Origin of the sequence: Bacillus suaedaesalsae, assembly GCF_016890225.1 — a bacterium.
GTDB lineage: Bacteria > Bacillota > Bacilli > Bacillales > SA4 > Bacillus_BS > Bacillus_BS suaedaesalsae.
The window spans coordinates 156783-176536 of the sequence record NZ_JAFELM010000036.1 but is presented as its reverse complement, the minus strand read 5'-3'; the positions used below and the strand labels follow the sequence as shown (position 1 = coordinate 176536).

At 39.9% G+C, this 19754-nt stretch carries 22 protein-coding genes; 21 read left to right on the top strand and 1 reads right to left on the bottom strand.

All coding sequences use genetic code 11. The annotated features are described in order from the left end of the window. Positions 1–117: 117 nt before the first annotated feature. From JR050_RS15285 to JR050_RS15265, 5 genes are all read left to right on the top strand, one after another. Positions 118–1236, top strand: coding sequence for an IS110 family RNA-guided transposase (locus JR050_RS15285; protein WP_204201818.1), 1119 nt, complete (start codon positions 118–120; stop codon positions 1234–1236). Between the two features lie 829 nt (positions 1237–2065). After that, positions 2066–2380, top strand: coding sequence for a magnetosome magnetite crystal formation protein family (locus tag JR050_RS15280; RefSeq protein WP_204204383.1), 315 nt, complete (start codon positions 2066–2068; stop codon positions 2378–2380). A gap of 67 nt (positions 2381–2447) precedes the next feature. Beyond that, entirely contained in the window at positions 2448–3557 is a 1110-nt protein-coding gene (locus JR050_RS15275; RefSeq protein WP_239454422.1) for a DUF4097 family beta strand repeat-containing protein, read from the top strand. A 1-nt stretch (position 3558) separates the two neighbouring features. Then, entirely contained in the window at positions 3559–3756 is a 198-nt protein-coding gene (locus tag JR050_RS15270) for a PspC domain-containing protein (RefSeq protein ID WP_204204382.1), read from the top strand. Then, the gene (locus JR050_RS15265; RefSeq protein WP_204204381.1) at positions 3756–4127 is read left to right on the top strand and encodes a phage holin family protein; all 372 of its coding nucleotides are present in this window, start codon (positions 3756–3758) and stop codon (positions 4125–4127) included. Before JR050_RS15270 ends, JR050_RS15265 begins: the two co-directional genes overlap by 1 nt. A 329-nt stretch (positions 4128–4456) precedes the next feature. Here JR050_RS15265 and JR050_RS15260 read toward each other — a convergent pair whose 3' ends face one another. Then, positions 4457–4696 carry a hypothetical protein gene (locus tag JR050_RS15260; protein ID WP_204204380.1) on the bottom strand — a complete coding sequence of 80 codons (240 nt, stop codon included), beginning with the start codon at positions 4694–4696 and terminating at the stop codon, positions 4457–4459. Between the two features lie 284 nt (positions 4697–4980). Between JR050_RS15260 and hprK the strand changes: the two genes are divergently transcribed. From hprK to JR050_RS15180, 16 genes are all read left to right on the top strand, one after another. Then, positions 4981–5916, top strand: coding sequence for an HPr(Ser) kinase/phosphatase (gene hprK, locus JR050_RS15255; RefSeq protein ID WP_204204379.1), 936 nt, complete (start codon positions 4981–4983; stop codon positions 5914–5916). Between the two features lie 15 nt (positions 5917–5931). Further along, positions 5932–6753, top strand: coding sequence for a prolipoprotein diacylglyceryl transferase (gene lgt / locus JR050_RS15250; protein WP_204204378.1), 822 nt, complete (start codon positions 5932–5934; stop codon positions 6751–6753). A gap of 27 nt (positions 6754–6780) precedes the next feature. Beyond that, positions 6781–7731 (top strand): nucleoside recognition domain-containing protein, encoded by a 951-nt coding sequence (locus JR050_RS15245; RefSeq protein ID WP_204204377.1) that lies wholly within the window; start codon positions 6781–6783, stop codon positions 7729–7731. Then, positions 7721–8377: a pyrophosphatase PpaX gene (gene ppaX / locus JR050_RS15240; protein WP_204204376.1), complete on the top strand. Its 657-nt coding sequence runs from the start codon at positions 7721–7723 to the stop codon at positions 8375–8377. The genes JR050_RS15245 and ppaX overlap by 11 nt, the downstream gene beginning before the upstream one ends. Continuing rightward, on the top strand, positions 8364–8894 hold the full coding sequence (locus tag JR050_RS15235; RefSeq protein WP_204204375.1) for a DapH/DapD/GlmU-related protein: 531 nt from the start codon (positions 8364–8366) through the stop codon (positions 8892–8894). Before ppaX ends, JR050_RS15235 begins: the two co-directional genes overlap by 14 nt. A gap of 431 nt (positions 8895–9325) precedes the next feature. Next, positions 9326–10471: an ATP phosphoribosyltransferase regulatory subunit gene (locus JR050_RS15230; protein WP_239454429.1), complete on the top strand. Its 1146-nt coding sequence runs from the start codon at positions 9326–9328 to the stop codon at positions 10469–10471. A 20-nt stretch (positions 10472–10491) separates the two neighbouring features. After that, the gene (gene hisG, locus JR050_RS15225) at positions 10492–11112 is read left to right on the top strand and encodes an ATP phosphoribosyltransferase (protein ID WP_430392891.1); all 621 of its coding nucleotides are present in this window, start codon (positions 10492–10494) and stop codon (positions 11110–11112) included. Next, complete coding sequence (gene hisD, locus JR050_RS15220; RefSeq protein WP_204204372.1) at positions 11109–12383, top strand: histidinol dehydrogenase; 1275 nt, start codon at positions 11109–11111, stop codon at positions 12381–12383. The genes hisG and hisD overlap by 4 nt, the downstream gene beginning before the upstream one ends. After that, positions 12380–12973: an imidazoleglycerol-phosphate dehydratase HisB gene (gene hisB / locus JR050_RS15215; protein ID WP_204204371.1), complete on the top strand. Its 594-nt coding sequence runs from the start codon at positions 12380–12382 to the stop codon at positions 12971–12973. The genes hisD and hisB overlap by 4 nt, the downstream gene beginning before the upstream one ends. Beyond that, positions 12974–13606 (top strand): imidazole glycerol phosphate synthase subunit HisH, encoded by a 633-nt coding sequence (gene hisH, locus JR050_RS15210; RefSeq protein WP_204204370.1) that lies wholly within the window; start codon positions 12974–12976, stop codon positions 13604–13606. Beyond that, a complete protein-coding gene (gene hisA / locus JR050_RS15205) occupies positions 13607–14335 on the top strand; it encodes a 1-(5-phosphoribosyl)-5-[(5-phosphoribosylamino)methylideneamino]imidazole-4-carboxamide isomerase (RefSeq protein ID WP_204204369.1) in 729 nt (242 codons plus the stop codon). Then, entirely contained in the window at positions 14329–15087 is a 759-nt protein-coding gene (hisF, locus tag JR050_RS15200) for an imidazole glycerol phosphate synthase subunit HisF (RefSeq protein WP_204204368.1), read from the top strand. The genes hisA and hisF overlap by 7 nt, the downstream gene beginning before the upstream one ends. Further along, on the top strand, positions 15084–15698 hold the full coding sequence (gene hisIE, locus JR050_RS15195; RefSeq protein WP_204204367.1) for a bifunctional phosphoribosyl-AMP cyclohydrolase/phosphoribosyl-ATP diphosphatase HisIE: 615 nt from the start codon (positions 15084–15086) through the stop codon (positions 15696–15698). The genes hisF and hisIE overlap by 4 nt, the downstream gene beginning before the upstream one ends. Before the next feature lie 394 nt (positions 15699–16092). After that, positions 16093–17451, top strand: coding sequence for a tetratricopeptide repeat protein (locus JR050_RS15190; protein ID WP_204204366.1), 1359 nt, complete (start codon positions 16093–16095; stop codon positions 17449–17451). A 545-nt stretch (positions 17452–17996) separates the two neighbouring features. After that, a complete protein-coding gene (gene trxB / locus JR050_RS15185; RefSeq protein WP_204204365.1) occupies positions 17997–18941 on the top strand; it encodes a thioredoxin-disulfide reductase in 945 nt (314 codons plus the stop codon). Between the two features lie 330 nt (positions 18942–19271). Beyond that, complete coding sequence (locus tag JR050_RS15180; protein WP_204204364.1) at positions 19272–19730, top strand: NUDIX domain-containing protein; 459 nt, start codon at positions 19272–19274, stop codon at positions 19728–19730. The last annotated feature ends 24 nt before the right edge of the window (positions 19731–19754 follow it).

The following is a 19754-nucleotide window of genomic DNA, read 5'->3' as shown; positions in this document are numbered from 1 at the left end:
GAGTTATCATGAACGAAACTAGCTCCTTACTCGTAACATCGTAGGTTAATTTGGTTAGAATGTTTACTGGTAAAAACAAACCAAATCAGAGCTACATTACGGAAGGAGCTAGTTATTATGAAGGATACCATAAAATATGTAGGTTTAGACGTATCAAAAGAAAAAATTGCAGTTGCGATCGCGGATGAGGGGCGAGAAGAGCCGAGATACTGGGGAGTAATTCCTCACACACCAGAAGCAGTTAGGAAATTAATAAATAAACTTGGAAACACCGAGACTCTTCGAGTCTGTTATGAAGCCGGTCCAACTGGATACCCACTATATAGATTATTACTTTCCCTAGGTGTTCATTGTGATGTGATAGCCCCATCTCTCATACCTAAAAGACCAGGTGAACGTATTAAGACAGATCGTAGAGACTCTATTCGACTGGCTCAGTTATATCGAGCAGGAGAATTAACTAACATCTATGTTCCAAACGAAGAGGATGAAGCTCTCCGTGATCTTGTAAGATGTCGTGAAGATGCAAAAGAAGATGAACTTAGGGCAAGGCACCGTTTGAGTAAATTTTTGCTTCGTAATAACATTAAGCCACCGTCAGGTGTGAACAAATGGACGGTCAAATATCGTAGATGGCTGGATGCATTAAAATTTGAAAGCTCCAAACTACGTGTGGTCTTTCAAGAATATTATCATCAATTGAAAGAGCTAGAACAACGAATTTTAAGACTAGAGGAAGAAATTAGAGTTCAGGCAACGGAGGGCGTACACGCCCCAACCATTCAAGCCTTACAATCACTAAGAGGTGTAGCTCTTATTACTGCGACTAGTCTTGTAGCGGAGATAGGTTCTTTCAAACGTTTCTCATCACCAACACAATTAATGGCCTATATTGGTTTAATACCAAGTGAATACTCAAGTGGTGAAAGAAGAATACAAGGGAGCATCACAAAAACAGGGAATCGTCATGTACGACGCTTATTAGTAGAAGCTGCATGGAGTTATCGTTATCAACCGTCAGTTAAAGGAGAATTGATGAGACGACAAAATGGACAGTCCCCCACTATTCAAGCGATATCCTGGAAAGCACAAAACCGACTTCATAAAAAGTATTACCGATTATTATCAAGAGGAAAAGAAAGTGGAAAAGCAATTACTGCAGTTGCCAGAGAATTAGCTGGTTTTATTTGGGCTATTACACAAGAGGTAGAAGAAGTAAAAAACGCTAGTTTTTGATCTTACAAGTTGTCATGTTACGGTGATATAGGTATTATTGATCCATTTTTTATGTATGGCTTTAATTTCACACGAATAATTTACGAAGAAAGATAGATGATTGAGAACAGGGCTCGAAGGCAAAGAAAAAAACCGGAAAGGAAAACCCACGTGGCCTCCTCTGTGCTATATCTAAATAGATTAACGCACGTGCCGAGTTAGTGGATTAGTCCTTTATACGGAAAGATAAAATGTGAAAACCCACGGATATCAGAGCGTAAACCGCAGTAGAGATTTTTGCCTTCGTGCCGTGTTCTTAACTTCTATTCAAGTCAAAAAAAGGAGAAAGGAACAGATTCCTTCTATAGCTTAATGGAGTCTCTCACTTCTTTGTATGACAGTCAAGGAGACCACTTGACAGACATACAAAGAAGTGAGAAGTGGTCAGTAAGCTAAAGAAGGAGCTATTCTAGCCAGAATGGCTTGCTAACTAACAAAATCAAGAAAAGAAGCCGTAAATAGCTTCTCTTCTTAGAGTTGGTCAAAAGACAATCCAAACCTGGTGAAGAGTGGGAGCCTTGACAGTTTCGTTCATATCAGGAGGCTCACCGCCCACCCCGCGGAAAGCGAGTGACATGGAGCGGAAATCACTTAGTTATTCAGAAAAACATAAAGTAAGAAAAAAGACTGTAGAAAGCGCAAAATTACTAGAGTTTGTCTACAGTCTGGAGATATTCCTTAAGGGAGCTCATTTTTAGTTTATAGGAATGATTTAATTTCTTGAAAGGATAAAAATTTTGAAACCAATGCTACCCTTCATTCGTAATACTTTACATAAGGAGTGATCATCATGAAGTCAGATACAAATAAGTTAATTTCAGCATTATGTTATTTTAGTGTGTTTTTTGCCGGCTTTATTTTACCGATTGCCGTGTATTTTATCGTTGATGATTTGGAAGTGAAGCGTCATGCAAAGCATGCATTCATTTCGCATTTGATTCCACTTGTGACGATTCCAATTTTTGTTTTCGGTGGATTATTATCAGGAATCGGTGATGGAATGAGTATTGTCATTATTTTAGGATTCATCGTGACATTTATTGTAAACATCATTGTTGCCATTTGGAACGTCGTAAAAGGTATTCAAGTTTTACGAACGTATTAAGTTGAAGGGTATTTTCAAAAGTGAACGTCTAAATAGATAAAACTACTAAAATTAAGAGGTGTTCTGAATGCCGATTACAGAAGAACGTAAACGTATATTAAAAATGATTGAAGAAGGAAAGTTGTCTGCGGAACAAGCATTACCTCTTTTAGAAGCGTTAGAATTAGATAGCCAAAAAAGTGAGCAGAAAGAAGAAATGCTAGTACATGAGCTATCTACACATGTGAATTGGGATGAAGGTACACACCAATCAAAAGGGAAAACCTATAAAACGGTGAAAACATCCGTGCTGGATTTTCTCGATCAAGCGGTGAAGAAAATAAAGGATTTTGACTTAGATTTTAATTTCGGTTCTTCCATGTCGGTTTCTCACATCTTCCAACATTCTGACGTGTATTTAACTGATATCGATATAGATGTAGCAAATGGAAGTATTCAAATGATCCCGTGGAACGAGCGTGATGTACGAGTAGAGTGTGAGGCGAAAGTATATCAAGCACAAACAGAGGAAGAAGCTAGACGTTCTTTCCTGCAGGATGTCCTTTTCTCCATTGAAGGTGGAAAGTTAAAATACTCCGTTCAAAAGAAAAAAATGAAGGTTGATGCTAAAATTTTCGTTCCAGAAGCTCAGTATGATACCATATCGGTTAGATTGTTTAATGGTCGAATTGATGGCGAAGGACTTCGAGTAAAAGAGTTCAAAGCGAAAACTGCAAACGGGAAGATTACGGCAAATCGTTTTGAAACTCATAAATTTGAAGTCGAAACGGCTAACGGCCATATTACAGTAGGTCAATTGAAATCGAAAAAAGTAGAGGCAGAGACGATAAATGGAACAATAAACATTAGTGGTTCCTATGAAAAGGGAGATATCCAAAGCTTTAATGGGAATGTCATTTGTACGGTAGATACATCTCTTTGTGAAACATTGTTAATTAAATCTACGACTGGAAATGTAGATATTATTGTACCAAGAAATAGACACATTCAAGGTGAGTTGAAGTCGAATGTCGGCAGCTTCCGTTGTGACCTTACCCATCTAGTAAAGAAAGAAGAGAAAGCTGAAATTGTTCAAAAGTATTTGAAGTTCGAGGCTAATGCTTTGGAAAGCGATCAACCATTATTTATTGATGGCGATACGAAAACAGGGTCGATTTTAATAAAAGAGGTGAAGTAAAATGAAAAAGTTATATCGGTCTAGAAAAGATCGAAAAATATCGGGGTCTATCGGTGGGTTAGCTGAATATACAGGTATAGACGCTGCGCTTTTACGTATCTTATTTGTAATAGGGTTATTGTTAAGTTTCGGTACGTTCTTAATTGTATATATCGTTTGGATGCTAGTTGTTCCAAATGAGGAGGATGTGTTGCATTAATGAAATGGCTTTCGTCCATCTTAGTTAATAGCTTAGTGTTAATAGTGGTGGCCGGTTATTTTGAATCGTTTCATTTAGAGGGCGTTGGTGCTGCTATTATAGCAAGTTTCATATTGTCGATTTTAAACGTAATCGTCAAACCTATCTTAGTTTTGTTAACTCTACCAGTAACGGTTGTTTCTCTAGGCTTGTTTTTATTTGTCATCAATGCGATTACACTTTGGATGACACAATCACTAATGGGTGATTCGTTTGTGATTGAGAGCTTTGGTATGGCTGTTTTAGCTGCGATTGTAATCTCCATCCTAAATTTGCTTATTCAAAAGGTAGTCATCGAGCCTTTATCTGAGAATAAGAAGAATAAAAAGTAAATGATGTAAAAGTGGCTGACTCAAAAGGGCGTTATATGACAACCTTTTGAGTCAGCCTTTTTGTTTTCGTAATATCTTTTTAAGATAATCTACTATCTTCTACATAGTGAAATGCAGCGTAAGACACTTGACTCCTGCGGGAGATAGAGAAAAGGTTGAGACCCCGCAAGCGAAGCTGAGGAGGTAGGTTTTTTCACGATAGTGAAAATAACCCTCAACTTTCTCCCCGCGGTATCCGGCAAGTGTCTGCAGAGGAATGGAACGGACATCATTTTAAAATTAACAATTTATTACCTCTTGTATTCCCATTTTCTCTACCTATGTAAAAGTTACTCACTAATCCACTCATTGCTATACTCAGATTCTAATTGTTGTTTTAATTGTTGTGTCTCTTTTATTGTTTGTTCTTGAAAATCTGTGTTATCAAACATATTATACTGATTATCTTTCTGTAATGTTTGTTGCAGGGAATCTAAATAGGAAGTTAAGGAATCTAAAATGATGCGGTATTCTGCTGGATTTAACGATAAAGTAAATTCAGTTACTACTTTTTCTTTTTTGATTTCCATCTTTTACACCTTTCATTAAATATGTAGTGTTTCTACTAGCTTGTGCTATAAGGAATTGTTCATACTTTTACATACTATTCTCGAGTTAATTTTTTGGATTTAATGTGATATATGGATATAAGGTTATGTTTGTCCAAGATTAAAAATTGATAATATACATTAACTGGTACCCCAAACTCCTACTCAAGCGTTTCTTCTCCTAAATGATTAATGGTACAATACGATGTATAGTAAAAGATGCTCTTACTTCAAAATAAAATGAAGAAGTTAGTAGGAGGTTACATATGGTGAAGGTCCGTACAAAAGATTTAATTGAGAAATTTCAGCTAGAGGTAGTTTGTGGAAAAGACGGAATAAACAGGCCAATTACAACGAGTGATATATCTCGTCCAGGTATTGAGATGGCAGGCTATTTTGCGTATTATCCCGCAGAACGAATTCAATTGCTCGGTAAGACGGAAATGTCTTTTTTTGAACAGCTTACACCTGATGAGAAGCGTGACCGAATGAGCAGGCTTTGTACAGATATTACTCCCGGTATTATAATCTCAAGAGACTTTGAGGTTCCAGAGGAGTTGATAGAAGCTGCAGAGCGTGAAGCAGTACCTGTCATACGTTCTTCTATGAAAACAACGAGACTATCGAGTAGATTAACGAACTATTTGGAAGGTATGCTTGCACCTACAACAGCCATTCATGGGGTACTCGTTGATATTTATGGCGTAGGGGTATTGATTACCGGAAAAAGCGGTGTCGGTAAAAGTGAAACTGCGCTAGAGTTAGTAAAGCGTGGACATCGCTTAGTCGCGGATGACTGTGTAGAAATTAGACAAGAAGATCAAGACACGTTAGTTGGAAGTGCACCTGAGTTAATTCAGCATCTTCTTGAAATTCGCGGTGTGGGAATTATCAATGTAATGACATTGTTCGGGGCAGGAGCAGTACGTTCTTATAAACGAATTACACTTGTTGTAAACTTAGAGCTATGGGACCAAACGAAACAATATGATCGCCTTGGCTTAGATGATGAAAAAATTAAAATCATTGATACAGACATTACAAGGTTGACGCTTCCAGTAAGACCTGGTCGTAACTTATCTGTACTGATCGAGGTTGCAGCGATGAATTATCGTTTAAAGAGAATGGGGATTAATGCAGCTGAGCAATTTTCAAATAAGTTAACTGGTGTAATAGATGATGGAGAAAACGAAGATATGTAATGGGGAGTTGAGTAGATGGAAGGGAATATCCCACAATTGGACCGGGTGTTTTTTGAATTAGGTCCATTAACGATTTATTGGTATGGCGTGATTATTGGGACTGGAGCGATGCTTGGTTTATGGCTTGCCGTTCGAGAATCACAAAGAAGAGGACTCAATAAAGATGTGTTTGTTGATTTAGTGTTATGGGCAATTCCGATTGCGATTCTTTCAGCTAGAGCTTACTATGTGCTGTTCAAGCTAGATTATTATCTTGATCATCCTTCAAAAATCTTTGCGATTTGGGAAGGTGGTCTGGCGATTCACGGCGGGCTCATTGGAGCAATCGTGACAGCGGTAGTGTTTACTAGGAAGCGTGGTATTTCCTTTTGGAAAGTTGCAGATATAGGTGCACCGAGCATTATCTTAGGTCAAGCGATTGGTCGTTGGGGAAACTTTATGAACCAAGAAGCACATGGTGGCGAAGTTACACGACAGTTTCTAGAAGGACTTTATTTACCTAAATTTATTGTGAATCAAATGTATATAAACGGTGTGTATTATCATCCAACGTTCTTATATGAATCGTTGTGGAATATCGTTGGGTTTGTCATACTCCTCTTGTTACGCCGTGTAAACTTACGTCGTGGGGAATTATTTTTAACGTATGTGATGTGGTATTCGGTAGGCAGATTCTTTATAGAAGGCTTACGTACCGATAGTTTAATGCTGACAGAAGCATTACGTATTGCCCAAGTGATTTCCATTGGATTATTTTTATTAGCACTTGGATTACTCATTTATAGAAGAGTAAAAGGACTTTCGAATAAAAGATATCTAGATTCTGATAACAACTAGAAGAGTGCACATAAAAGGGGAGAGAAGATGATGTGGGAAAGCGTTAAAAAAGGTTGTTTCGTTGGGCTTTCAACTACATGGACGTTAGGAAAGGTTATTTTCCCAATTACGTTAATCGTGACTTTGCTGCAATATACGCCAATTTTAGGATGGGTGACAACGGCAATCACGCCATTGATGAAGTTGATTGGTCTTTCGGGGGATGCGGCGATTCCGTTAGTAATAGGTAACTTTTTGAACTTGTATGCAGCTATTGGAGCCATTCTTTCCCTTGATTTGACGGTAAAAGAAGTGTTTATACTAGCCGTTATGTTATCTTTTTCGCACAATCTTTTAATAGAATCATCCGTTGCAAAGCGAGTTGGAGTAAGTGTTTGGATTGCTGTTACGGTTCGTTTAGGATTAGCGTTTGTATCGGCTGCTGTTATTAATCTAGTATGGAACGGTGGCGGTGAACTGGCTCAATATGGACTCATTTCTAAGTCTTCAGAAGTAGCCACTGGTTTTGGACCTATCGTTTGGGATGCGATTTCAAAAGCACTTTTAGGAATTTTCCAATTAGCGATCATCGTGATACCGTTAATGATTGTCATACAAATTTTAAAAGATTTAAAATGGATTGATGTGTTTTCAAAATGGATGGCACCTATTACGAGAGCACTTGGTATGAAGGAGAACACATCTACCACACTTGCAGCAGGATTATTGTTTGGATTAGCGTTTGGAGCAGGTGTCATGATTCAAGCAGCGAAGGAAGACGGGGTAAGTAAAAAAGATTTAACACTTGCGTTTATTTTCCTTGTTGCGTGTCATGCTGTTGTAGAGGATACTTTAATTTTTATTCCGCTAGGCATACCAGTTTTGCCATTGTTATTGATTCGTTTATCGGTTGCGATTTTGCTAACGGTCATTGTGGCATTTATTTGGAACAGAGCACAGCGGGTGAATAGAAGGGAAGCACCGACGTATGAAGGTTAATACTTTACTATTTGATTTAGATGGAACATTAATTGATACAAATGAGTTAATTATTGCTTCGTTTTTACACACGTTAGAACACTATTATCCTGGTAAGTATCAACGTGAGGATGCGATTCAGTTTATTGGACCTCCATTATTTGATACGTTTGTGGCAATTGATGAGAGTCGCGTACAGGAATTGATTGATACGTATCGTACACATAACTTATCTCACCATGACGAATTAGTTCGTGAGTTTGAGGGTGTATATGAAACAATTGAGGCTCTCCATGAAAAGGGCTATAAGCTGGGTATTGTGACGACAAAGCTTCGTAACACGGTGAATATGGGGTTAAAGCTGACAAAGCTTGATCAGTTTTTTGATGTGGTAGTGACGTTGGATGATGTGGAACATGCGAAGCCTCATCCTGAACCGGTTGAAAAGGCGTTAGCTCTATTAGATGCAAAGCCTGAGGAAGCGATTATGGTTGGCGATAATTATCATGATATTGAAGCGGGACAAAATGCAGGGACTTTGACAGCGGGTGTCGCCTGGTCACTAAAGGGCATTGAATTCCTGGAGACTTATAACCCGGATTACATGCTTCACAATATGAAAGATTTATTAGCCATTTTAGAGGAGAACGAAAGTGAGAAGAACTGAACGTTATCCTGTTAAAGAAGCGAATTCATTATGGCACATCTATAAAACCGTTCCGTTTTGGAAGGTTGTGAAGAACTTTATCGTTATTCAAGTAGCCCGTTATACACCGTTTTTACCGGTGAAAAATTGGTTGTATCGCAACTTCCTGGGAATGAAAGTAGGCGATCAAACGGCCTTTGCATTAATGGTCATGCTTGATATCATGTTTCCAGAGAAAATCAGCGTGGGGAAAAATAGCGTTATCGGCTACAATACAACGATCCTGGCACATGAATATTTAATTAAAGAATACCGCCTAGGTGATGTTGAAATCGGCAGTGGAGTGATGATTGGGGCGAATACGACGATACTGCCAGGTGTTGTCATCGGCGACGGAGCCATCGTATCGGCTGGCACACTCGTACACCGTGATGTCCCACCTGGGGCATTCGTAGGCGGAAACCCGATGCAAGTCATTTACACAAAAGAAGAAATGGAACAACGAGATAAAGAAAACCCGTTAGCTACAAACAATTAATTTTGTTTGTAGCTTTTTTTGTTGTTAGGAAATTATAAAATAAATCACTTGTGTATAACTATGTGTGGGGTCGTTTGAATCCAGCTCCAGCGCCCAGCCCGCCTGAGGTCAAATAACCCGAAGAGAAGAAAAGGGATAGTAGCACCCTTTTATTCTCTTCGGGTTATTTGCTATGCCTGAGGCAAAACGGGGCGCTTGCGCCTTTTGCTCTTCGACAAATTTCGGGTTGTGCCTGTCACCTGTCGATTTCGACAGGTGACAGGCACAGGGGGTTTTTGAGTTGACGAGAGCTATCATAAATTGTAAAATACAAATAACTTTAATTTATTACCATATTAGCGAACTAAAGGATTCTGAAAATAGAGATGATTACTTGATGGAAGGTTGTGTTGGTTTTGTCTAAGCGAAAGGCGTTTGAAAAGCCTGTTGGGATGAGGGATACGTTACCTCTTTTATATAGACGAAAGCAAGAAGTACGTAAAAGAGTAGCTTCGGTTATGGAAGGCTATGGCTATGAATTTTTAGAGACGCCGACTTTAGAGTTTTATGAGACGGTAGGTGAGGCGTCTGCGATATTGGATCAGCAGTTGTTTAAGTTAATGGATCAACAAGGGTACTCTCTTGTATTAAGACCTGACATGACGGCTCCAATCGCTAGACTTGCTGCTTCAAAGTTATATACTGGTGGGTATCCACTGAGGCTCGCCTATTCAACGAATGTGTTTCGTGCCCAGCAGCGTGAAGGTGGAAGACCGGCAGAGTTTGAACATATCGGTGTCGAATTGATTGGTGATAAAACGGCAAGTGCAGATGCTGAAGTCATTGCGTTAATGATCTCTTCACTACAAGATGCCGGTTTATCAGAGTTTACGGTTGCACTCGGACATATCGGATTTGTGAACGCATTATTTCTTGAAATTCTGGGTAACGAACAACGAGCTTCTGAATTAAGAAGATTTTTATATGAAAAAAATTACGTTGGCTATCGAGAGCATATTAAAGGGCTGTCTTTATCCTCGATTGACAAAGAGAAGCTATTTGCACTTATGCAGCTTCGTGGTAAAGAAAATGTGATTGGGCAAGCAAGTGAGCTTGTGCAAGGAGAAAAGGCGTTACAAGCATTAAAAGAATTGGAGAACGTAGTAAAATCGTTAGAAGTATGCGGAGTAATGAAATCGATCAAACTTGACTTAAATCTCGTATCACACATGAGCTACTATACAGGCGTTGTATTTGAGGGATATTCAGCGAACGTAGGGTATCCAATTTGCTCTGGCGGTCGCTATGATGAGTTGTTAGAAAAGTTTGAGCGTCCAGCAGCTGCGACAGGTTTTGCCATTCGAATGGACTACTTACTTGAAGCTCTACCTGAACTTCAAGAATCTAGGCAACTAGAGTGTGTGATTTTTAGCGAGGAGAGAAGAAGAGAAGCTCTTGCTTATGTAGCAGACAAAAGACAACAAGGAAAAAAAGTTGTCATGCAGGAACTATCGGGTGTAGAGCGGATTGATTCCTATACGAGCAGATTCAAAGAAGTTACGTATTTAATCGGAGCAGCAGGGAGGGATAACCGTTGAATTCAGTATTAACAATTGCCATGCCAAAAGGAAGAATATTTGAAGAAGCGGCAGAACTCCTCCGAAGAGCGGGCTATCCCCTTCCTCATGAGTTCGATGAATCTCGTAAACTCATTCTTTTCATAGAAGAAGCAAACATGAAGTTCATTCTTGCCAAACCAATGGACGTGGTTACCTATGTTGAGCATGGTGTAGCTGATGTAGGAATCGCCGGTAAGGACGTAATGCTCGAGGAAGAAAGAGATGTGTACGAGGTGCTTGATTTAAATATAAGTCAATGCTATCTCGCAGTGGCTGGACTACCGAACGCGAAACTGCAGGATGTTGCCCCGAAAGTAGCGACCAAATATCCAAATGTTGCATCAGGCTACTTCCGCGAACAAGGAGAACAGGTTGAAATCATTAAACTGAACGGATCTATTGAGCTGGCGCCTTTAATTGGATTGGCAGATAGAATCGTAGATATCGTTTCAAGCGGTCAAACGTTAAAAGAAAACGGATTAGTTGAACTAGAAAGAATAGTAGACATTACAACGAGAGTTATCGTGAATCCGGTGAGCTACCGTGTTAAGCATGAAATAATCGATGACTTAGTAGAGAGACTGTCAGAAGTTGTTACGAGAGGAGAGGGTGAACAGTGAACATTATCAAAAATCCGGTTGCGGCCACGCTGAAAAGAACAATCGAACAAGGTACACAGGAGCAATTGCTAGCAGTTGTCAATATTATCGCAGATGTTCGTCGTAAGGGTGATGAGGCACTGTTTTCCCTTACCGAAAAGTTTGATGCAGTAAAGCTTAACCAACTTCGTGTGACAGAAGAAGAAATCACAACTGCCTACAATGAACTCGGTGCAGATATGCTAGAAATTATCCGAGAGGCTGCTCGAAATATAAAGGATTATCACGCACGTCAGAAACGAGAATCTTGGATTACGACGGATGAAAATGGAACAATCCTTGGACAAAAAATTACGCCGCTAGACTCGGTAGGTGTGTATGTACCAGGAGGGTTAGCGGCTTACCCATCATCCGTATTGATGAACGTGATTCCAGCATTAGTTGCGGGTGTGAAACGAATTGTAATGGTTTCACCACCACAAAAGGATGGAAAGTTACCAGCCGGTGTAGTAGTCGCTGCTTCTGAATTAGGAGTTCAAGAGATGTATAAAGTTGGAGGAGCACAAGCGATTGCAGCCTTAGCTTACGGAACGGAATCAATTGAGAAGGTTGATAAGATAGTAGGTCCAGGAAACATTTATGTAGCACTTGCGAAGCGAGAGGTATTTGGAACGGTGGCCATTGATATGATTGCAGGTCCAAGTGAAATCGTCGTGTTAGCAGATGAAACAGCTAGACCAGAGGAAGTAGCAGCAGATCTACTGTCACAAGCAGAGCATGATGAACGCGCATCGAGTGTTCTCGTTACTTCATCTATTTCTCTAGCAAATGAAGTGAAAGCTGAAGTATTTAAACAACTAGAAACTTTACCAAGAAAAGAAATTGCCAGTAAGTCGATCGAAAACTACGGTGCAATTTATATAACAGATACGTTGAATGAAGCCGTCGAATTAGTGAACGAGCTGGCACCAGAACACCTTGAAATCATAACAGAAGATCCAATGGCACTAGTAGGGAAAATTCGTCATGCAGGTGCAATCTTTTTAGGTCGTTACAGCTCAGAGCCAATTGGTGATTATTTCGCAGGACCGAATCATGTATTACCAACGAATGGAACGGCACGATTTTCAAGTCCGTTAAATGTAGATGAGTTTACAAAAAAATCGAGCATTATCTCATATAGCAAACAAGCGATGCTGGAAAACGGTCATAAGGTAGCAGCCTTTGCAAGATTAGAAGGATTAGAAGCACATGCGAGAGCAGTAGAATACCGATTGGAGGAAACGAAATGACAACTGTACGCGAAGCCGTCATTGAACGTAATACGAATGAAACACAAATTAGGTTGAACTTTGCGATAGATGGAGAAGGACAATCATCCCTAGCTACAAGCGTTCCCTTCATGAATCATATGCTCGATCTGTTTACAAAGCATGGACAATTTAATTTAACTGTCGACGCCAACGGTGATATCGAAATTGATGACCACCATACAACTGAAGATATTGGAATTTGTTTAGGAATTGCGTTAAAAGAAGCTCTTGGCGATAAAAAAGGAATTAAACGATACGGAAATGCCTTTGTTCCGATGGATGAGGCACTCGCGCAAGTCGTAGTAGATTTAAGCAACCGTCCTCATTTAGAGTTTCGCGCACAATTTCCAAGTCAAAAAGTAGGAACATTTGATACAGAGCTTGTTCATGAGTTTTTATGGAAGCTTGCATTAGAAGCTCGCATGAACCTGCATGTGATCGTACATTATGGTCAAAATACTCACCATATTATTGAAGCTATCTTTAAAGCATTAGGACGCGCATTAGATGAGGCAACGACGATTGACCCACGAATTAAGGGGGTTCCATCAACGAAGGGAATGTTATAAATGATCGGAATTATCGATTATGGAATGGGAAATTTATTTAGCGTCAGTAAAGCTCTTGAACGTTTGAATTATAAATACATGATATCCGGTGATCACAATGAGCTTGTGAAAGCTGATGGTCTCCTATTGCCAGGAGTAGGGTCGTTTAAAGATGCGATGCACATTTTAAATGAAACAGGGTTAACGGAATATATTAAGATGCAAGTTTCGCAAGGAAAGCCATTACTTGGTATTTGCTTAGGGATGCAGTTGTTGTTTGAGGAAAGTGAAGAGAACGGTTTAACAAAGGGTCTCGGACTTTTACAAGGTCGTGTTGTTCGGTTCCGTGGTGAAGATGAAGAAGGAACTCCTTATAAAGTGCCGCATATGGGGTGGAATGAATTAAAGTTTCATCATGAGAGTCCACTTTTATCAGGTGTTGAGCAAGGCTATGTTTACTTCGTGCACTCGTATCATGTGAGTACACAAGATAAGGATGTTGTATTAGCTTCTAGCGAGTATGATGTCAACGTTCCGGCTGTAGTTGGAAAAGGAAATGTGTTTGGTACACAATTTCACCCAGAGAAAAGTGGGGATCTTGGGATTGAGATCCTTCAAAATTTTGCGAAAATCGTGGAAAAGGGGAGAGAGTAGATGTCAAATTTCACAATATACCCGGCAATTGATATGCGCGGTGGGAAATGCGTACGGTTGCTACAGGGCGATTATGAGAAAGAAACGGTGTACGGAGATTCCCCTTTTGACATGGCTTCTCTTTTTGCAGAGCAAGGGGCAAACTGGATTCACATGGTTGACCTTGACGGTGCAAAAGAAGGAAAACCGGTAAATAACCAATACGTCTTGAAGGTAGCAAAGGAGCTTTCTGCTAAGGTTCAAATCGGTGGAGGGATTCGAACAGCAAAAGATGTTGAGTACTATTTAAACAATGGTGTAGATCGAGTGATACTAGGAAGTGCAGCGATCAACAATCCTTCTTTCGTAAAAGAGATGCTTCAAACGTATGGTTCGAAAATTGCGATCGGTTTGGATGCGAAAAATGGGTATGTTGCAACAGAAGGCTGGATTGAGACGTCTTCGGTAAAGGCGACAGATTTAGCACTAAAGCTTATTGAATATGGTGCAGAGACGTTTATCTTTACCGATATTGCCACTGATGGTATGCTATCGGGTCCAAATATTAAGGCTGTGGCTGAACTGGCCAAGTTAGCAGGGAAATCTGTTATTGCCTCTGGTGGAGTTAGTTCACTCGAAGACCTATTGAAACTGAAGGAATTTGAGTCAGTTGGAGTGACTGGAGCAATTGTCGGTAAAGCTCTTTATACGAATCAATTTACGGTCAAGGAAGCTGTGGAACTATGTTAGCCAAACGTATTATACCGTGTTTAGATGTGAAGGATGGCCGAGTAGTGAAGGGAGTGCAATTTGTTGGATTGCGTGATGCAGGAGACCCAGTTGAACTCGCTAAGTTTTATGATGAAGAAGGGGCAGATGAACTTGTGTTTTTAGATATTTCTGCTTCTCATGAAGGACGCAAAACGATGGTCGAAGTAGTTGAACAAGTAGCCTCGCAGCTTGCTATTCCATTTACCGTTGGCGGTGGAATCAATTCGCTTGAGGATATGAAACGTATTCTACGAGCTGGGGCAGATAAAGTATCTGTTAATACTGCTGCTTTACTAAACCCGGACTTAATTAATGAAGGTGCGACTTTCTTTGGGTCACAATGTATCGTTTGTGCCATTGATGCTCGTTTCGATCAAGAACTTCAATCATGGCGGGTGTATACACATGGAGGTCGAAATGCAACAGAATGGGAAGTTGTTGCTTGGGCGACGGAAGCTGTGAAGCGTGGTGCGGGAGAAATTTTGCTAACAAGTATGGATAAGGACGGAGAAAAGTCTGGTTTTAATGTGGAATTAACGAAAACTGTTAGTTCCGCAGTGACAGTCCCAGTTATTGCTTCTGGTGGAGCGGGAAATGCTGAACATTTTGCACAAGTTTTCGATGAGGGTTTGGCAGACGCTGCACTGGCTGCTTCGATTTTTCACTATAAAGAAACATCAGTTAAGGAAGTAAAAAGCTATCTAAAAGAAAAAGGAGTGAGTATTCGTTGAATATCAAATGGGATGAAAAAGGGCTAGTGCCAGCCATCGTACAGGATGCGGTCAGTAAGGAAGTACTCACTCTTGCTTATATGAACAAGGAGTCTTTGGAGAAATCATTAGAAAGTGGGGAGACGTGGTTTTATAGTCGATCACGTCAGGAGCTTTGGCACAAAGGTGCAACGAGCGGAAATACACAACAAATCGTATCTATGACATATGATTGTGATCAAGATTCAATTCTTGTTCAAGTTATTCCCACAGGGCCAGCTTGTCATAATGGGACGTACTCCTGTTTTACAAAGGTGTTAGAGGGGGAAAAGGCAACTACTGAAGACCGATTTGCAATTTTAAATGAGTTGGAACGAGTCATTGCAGCGCGTGAAAAGGAAATGCCAGAAGGTGCTTATACTACGTACTTGTTTGAAAAAGGCGTGGATAAGATTCTTAAAAAGGTTGGAGAAGAAGCAAGTGAAGTGATCATCGCTGCGAAAAATCGTGACCAAGAAGAGTTAACGTGGGAAGTTGCCGATTTGCTTTACCATCTGCTGGTTTTGTTCCAGGAGCAAAAGCTACCGTTTGACAGAGTGTTAGAGGCATTAGCGGAACGTCATAAGAAGTAGTTCATTTTAACCACGCTCTTTTCGTAAGCATTATTACTATGAGTCAAGTCGCTTTATTAATCATTCATAGATTTGAGGAAATATTGGTCCATCATGCAAGAAAGCAACCGTTTATGAAGAACAAGTACCCGCTGAGTAAGGTTAGTGTAATGTCAATTGACTAAGCACTAGCCTTTGTTTTTTGAGTTATCATAATTTATTAGAAAGACTAAGCTATCACCTGCGTCAAGGACATGGTGCTAGCTTAGTCTTTCTAATACGAGAAGATCGTTATCCCTCGACAATTTTCACCATAACGTGCTCCCTATCTGTCACCATTGTTGTAAGTGTGTTATACTTATAGTTCGATTATAGATGCGTAAAACCGTTACAGGTTTAGGGAACGGAGGATCGGATGAGTAAGATAGGGGCAACGAAGGAAAAGGCAATTATACTTCCCTTTCATATAGATAGTGAGCATTACTTTAAGAAGGGCTTACGTGCATATAGAAACTTTGAGTATGAGCGAGCAATATATTTGTTGAAGCGAGCTCATGAGCTGGACCCAGAAGAACCGTTTATTCTTTGTCAGCTGGCGGCTGTTTTAGCCGATACAGGTCAATATCAAGTTTCCATTGAATACTTACGTATTGTGATAGAAGAATTGGATCCAGATATGGTAGAGTGCTATTATTTTATGTCTAGCAATTATGCTCATCTTGGTTTATTCCAAGAGGCAAAGAAACATGCGTTGAAATACGTTCAACTTGCACCAGACGGCGAGTTTATTGAAGATACAGAAGATTTACTTGATGTGTTGTCAATTGAGGCGGATGGAGACGAAGATGAAGATGATGTGATTTTTTTACAAGATCATGCTCGTCAATTGATGGAAGCGGGAGAATTTCACGCTGCAATTGATGTGTTTAATGAGTTGTTAGAGGGGCACCCGCAGTTCTGGTCTGCTCATAATAACTTAGCGCTAGCTCATTTTTACATCGGTGAAGTAGAGAAAGCATTGAGCTTACTAGATGATGTGTTGGAAAAGAATCCAGGCAACTTACATGCCTTGTGTAATAAACTTGTGATTTATTTTTATTTGCGAGAAGACGAAAAGGTAGAGCAGCTAGTTGGCCAGTTGAAAAATGTTCACCCGATTTTGATTGAACATCGTTATAAATTAGGAGCGACCTTTGGAATGGTAGGAAAATATGACCTTGCGTTTCCATGGTTGCTGTCGTTAAAACGTTCAGGCTTCGAGGGTGATGCAACATTCTTTTACTGGTTATCCTATTCAGCCTATCACATGAAGCATGAGAAGCTTGCTGAGCAAAGTTGGAAAAAAGTACTCATAGCCCAGCCTGATAAAAAAGGCTTAGCACCATGGGAACGTACGGAAGAAGACCTTGAAACCTTTGCTGTGAAAGAAATTTTGACGTACTACTTAAGAATGAAAGAGCAAAAAAGTCATGAACTAGAGCACGTAGAAGAAGTGCTATTCCAAAAAGGCTTCTTAGTTGCAGACTTATTATATAGTCGTTACCAAAACGATATGGACTTATCCAATATTTTAATGGTATGGTTCCAGCTACTACCCCAACTGCCAGTCGAGAAGCTACGAAATACATCAGCACTCGCTGCAGCCGTAGAATATATGTACCTAAAAAAACACGGTGCTGCCCCAACAAAAAAGGCAGTCTCCGAAACCTACAACATCTCTACAAGCACAACAAGCAAGTACATCACAATGCTGTTATCATACCTACAAAACTAGAGGCTGACTCAAAAGGTCGTTAAATGACGACCTTTTAAAGTCAGCTATTTTGTTTTGTTGTTTTCGTAATAAAATGGGTATGTTGTTGTGGATATTAAAAACAATTTTTTTTTTTGAATTGTTTTGTTGTAGTAATACTTTTCTAATGTAATTTCCTATCTACTACTTAGTGTAATGGAGCGCAAGACACTTGACTCCTGCGGGAGCAAGAGAAAAGGTCTCTGGCCCCGCAGGCAAAGCCGAGGAGGATCGACTTTCTCCCCGCGGAAAGCAAGTGTCTGGAGCGGAATGGAACGGACATCCTATTAAATTTAACAATTTATTACCTATTAGAAATAAAAAGAGGCTGTCCCAAGAGTCATCTATTCATGACTTTAGGAACAGCCTCTTTTTATTCGACAAATTTCGGGTGGTGCCTGGCACTTGTCGATACACTTTGAGCAAATTTGTAGACGTTTTACACTGACTTTTATAGGATAGTGGTATAACGATTTGTTTATATTAATAACAGTGATCATGCAGGAATGAGCTAAGGAGTGAAGAAGATGTCTGAAGAGAAGATTTATGATGTAATTATTATTGGGGCGGGTCCTGCCGGGATGACGGCAGCCGTATATACATCTCGTGCAAATTTAAGCACGTTAATGCTGGAACGTGGTATTCCAGGTGGACAGATGGCGAATACAGAAGAAGTTGAAAACTACCCTGGGTTTGACCATATTTTAGGGCCGGAGCTATCGACGAAAATGTTTGAGCATGCGAAGAAATTTGGTGCTGAATATGCCTATGGCGATATTAAAGAAGTGATTGATGGTGAGGAATATAAGACTGTCATCGCTGGTAAAAAAGAATATAAAGCACGTTCTATCATTATTTCGACTGGTGCGGAATACAAGAAAATTGGTGTTCCTGGTGAAAAAGAGCTAGGTGGACGTGGTGTATCTTATTGTGCAGTATGTGACGGGGCTTTCTTTAAAAATAAAGAGCTTGTTGTTGTTGGCGGAGGGGACTCTGCTGTTGAAGAAGGTGTATACTTAACACGTTTTGCTTCTAAAGTAACAATCGTTCACCGTCGTGATCAGCTTCGGGCCCAAAAAATACTTCAAGACCGTGCATTTGAAAATAAAAAGATTGATTTCATCTGGAATCATACAGTTAAGCAAATTAACGAACAAGACAAAAAAGTGGGCAGTTTAACATTAGTTAACACACAAACTGGTGAAGAACTAGAATTTAAAGCAGACGGTGTTTTCATCTATGTTGGGATGCTTCCACTTTCAAAGCCATTTGAAAACCTAGGTATTACAAACAACATGGGATATATTGAAACAAATGACCGTATGGAAACGAAGGTAGAAGGTATTTTTGCAGCAGGAGACGTTCGTGAAAAAACTTTACGACAAATTGTAACCGCTACTGGAGACGGCTCAATCGCTGCTCAAAGTGCACAGCACTACGTAGAAGAATTAATGGAAAAACTTAAAGGGTAATTAGTAACGAGGTTTTAACCCTGTTGTAACATGGATGAAATATATTTAGGATATGATATACCTAAGTAATTGACCCCCTTTTATAGATAGACGTTTTGGGCACGGGATATCCCGTGCCTCTTTTTTTGGCATTCAGGCATATATGCCGGAAAATATGTTCAAATACAAAACGCATGAGTACCATCACGTATTAAACAATTCATACATAGTACATAGAAATTTCTTTTCAAATTCAACATATTCCGTTCATTGTTGTAGCAAATGAATAATAGTATAATGAACATAACAATATATGCGGACAAAAAGCATACTACGAGTGAGGTGAGAAGAGTGCAACGAGTAACAAATTGTGTTTTGCTAAAAGATAATGAAGTATTGTTACTACAAAAACCACGACGTGGCTGGTGGGTTGCTCCTGGTGGGAAAATGGAGCCGGGTGAATCGGTTAGAGATACAGTCGTGCGAGAATATAGAGAAGAGACGGGGATATTCCTAAAGGATCCGACGTTAAAGGGAATCTTTACGATCATTATTCAAGAGAACGGACAGACAGTTTCTGAATGGATGATGTTTACGTTCCTTGCAACAGATTATCATGGTGAAAATGTAGACGAGTCAGAGGAAGGGAAAATCGCGTGGCATGAATTAGAGAAAGTTGCGTCTTTGCCGATGGCTCCTGGTGATTATCATATCATTGACTTCGTATCTAGAGCTTCAGGGATTATATACGGGACGTTCACGTATACACCCGATTTTGAATTACTTTCTTATCGTTTAGATCCTAGCTAATACATTTCATGAGGGAGGCAAAAG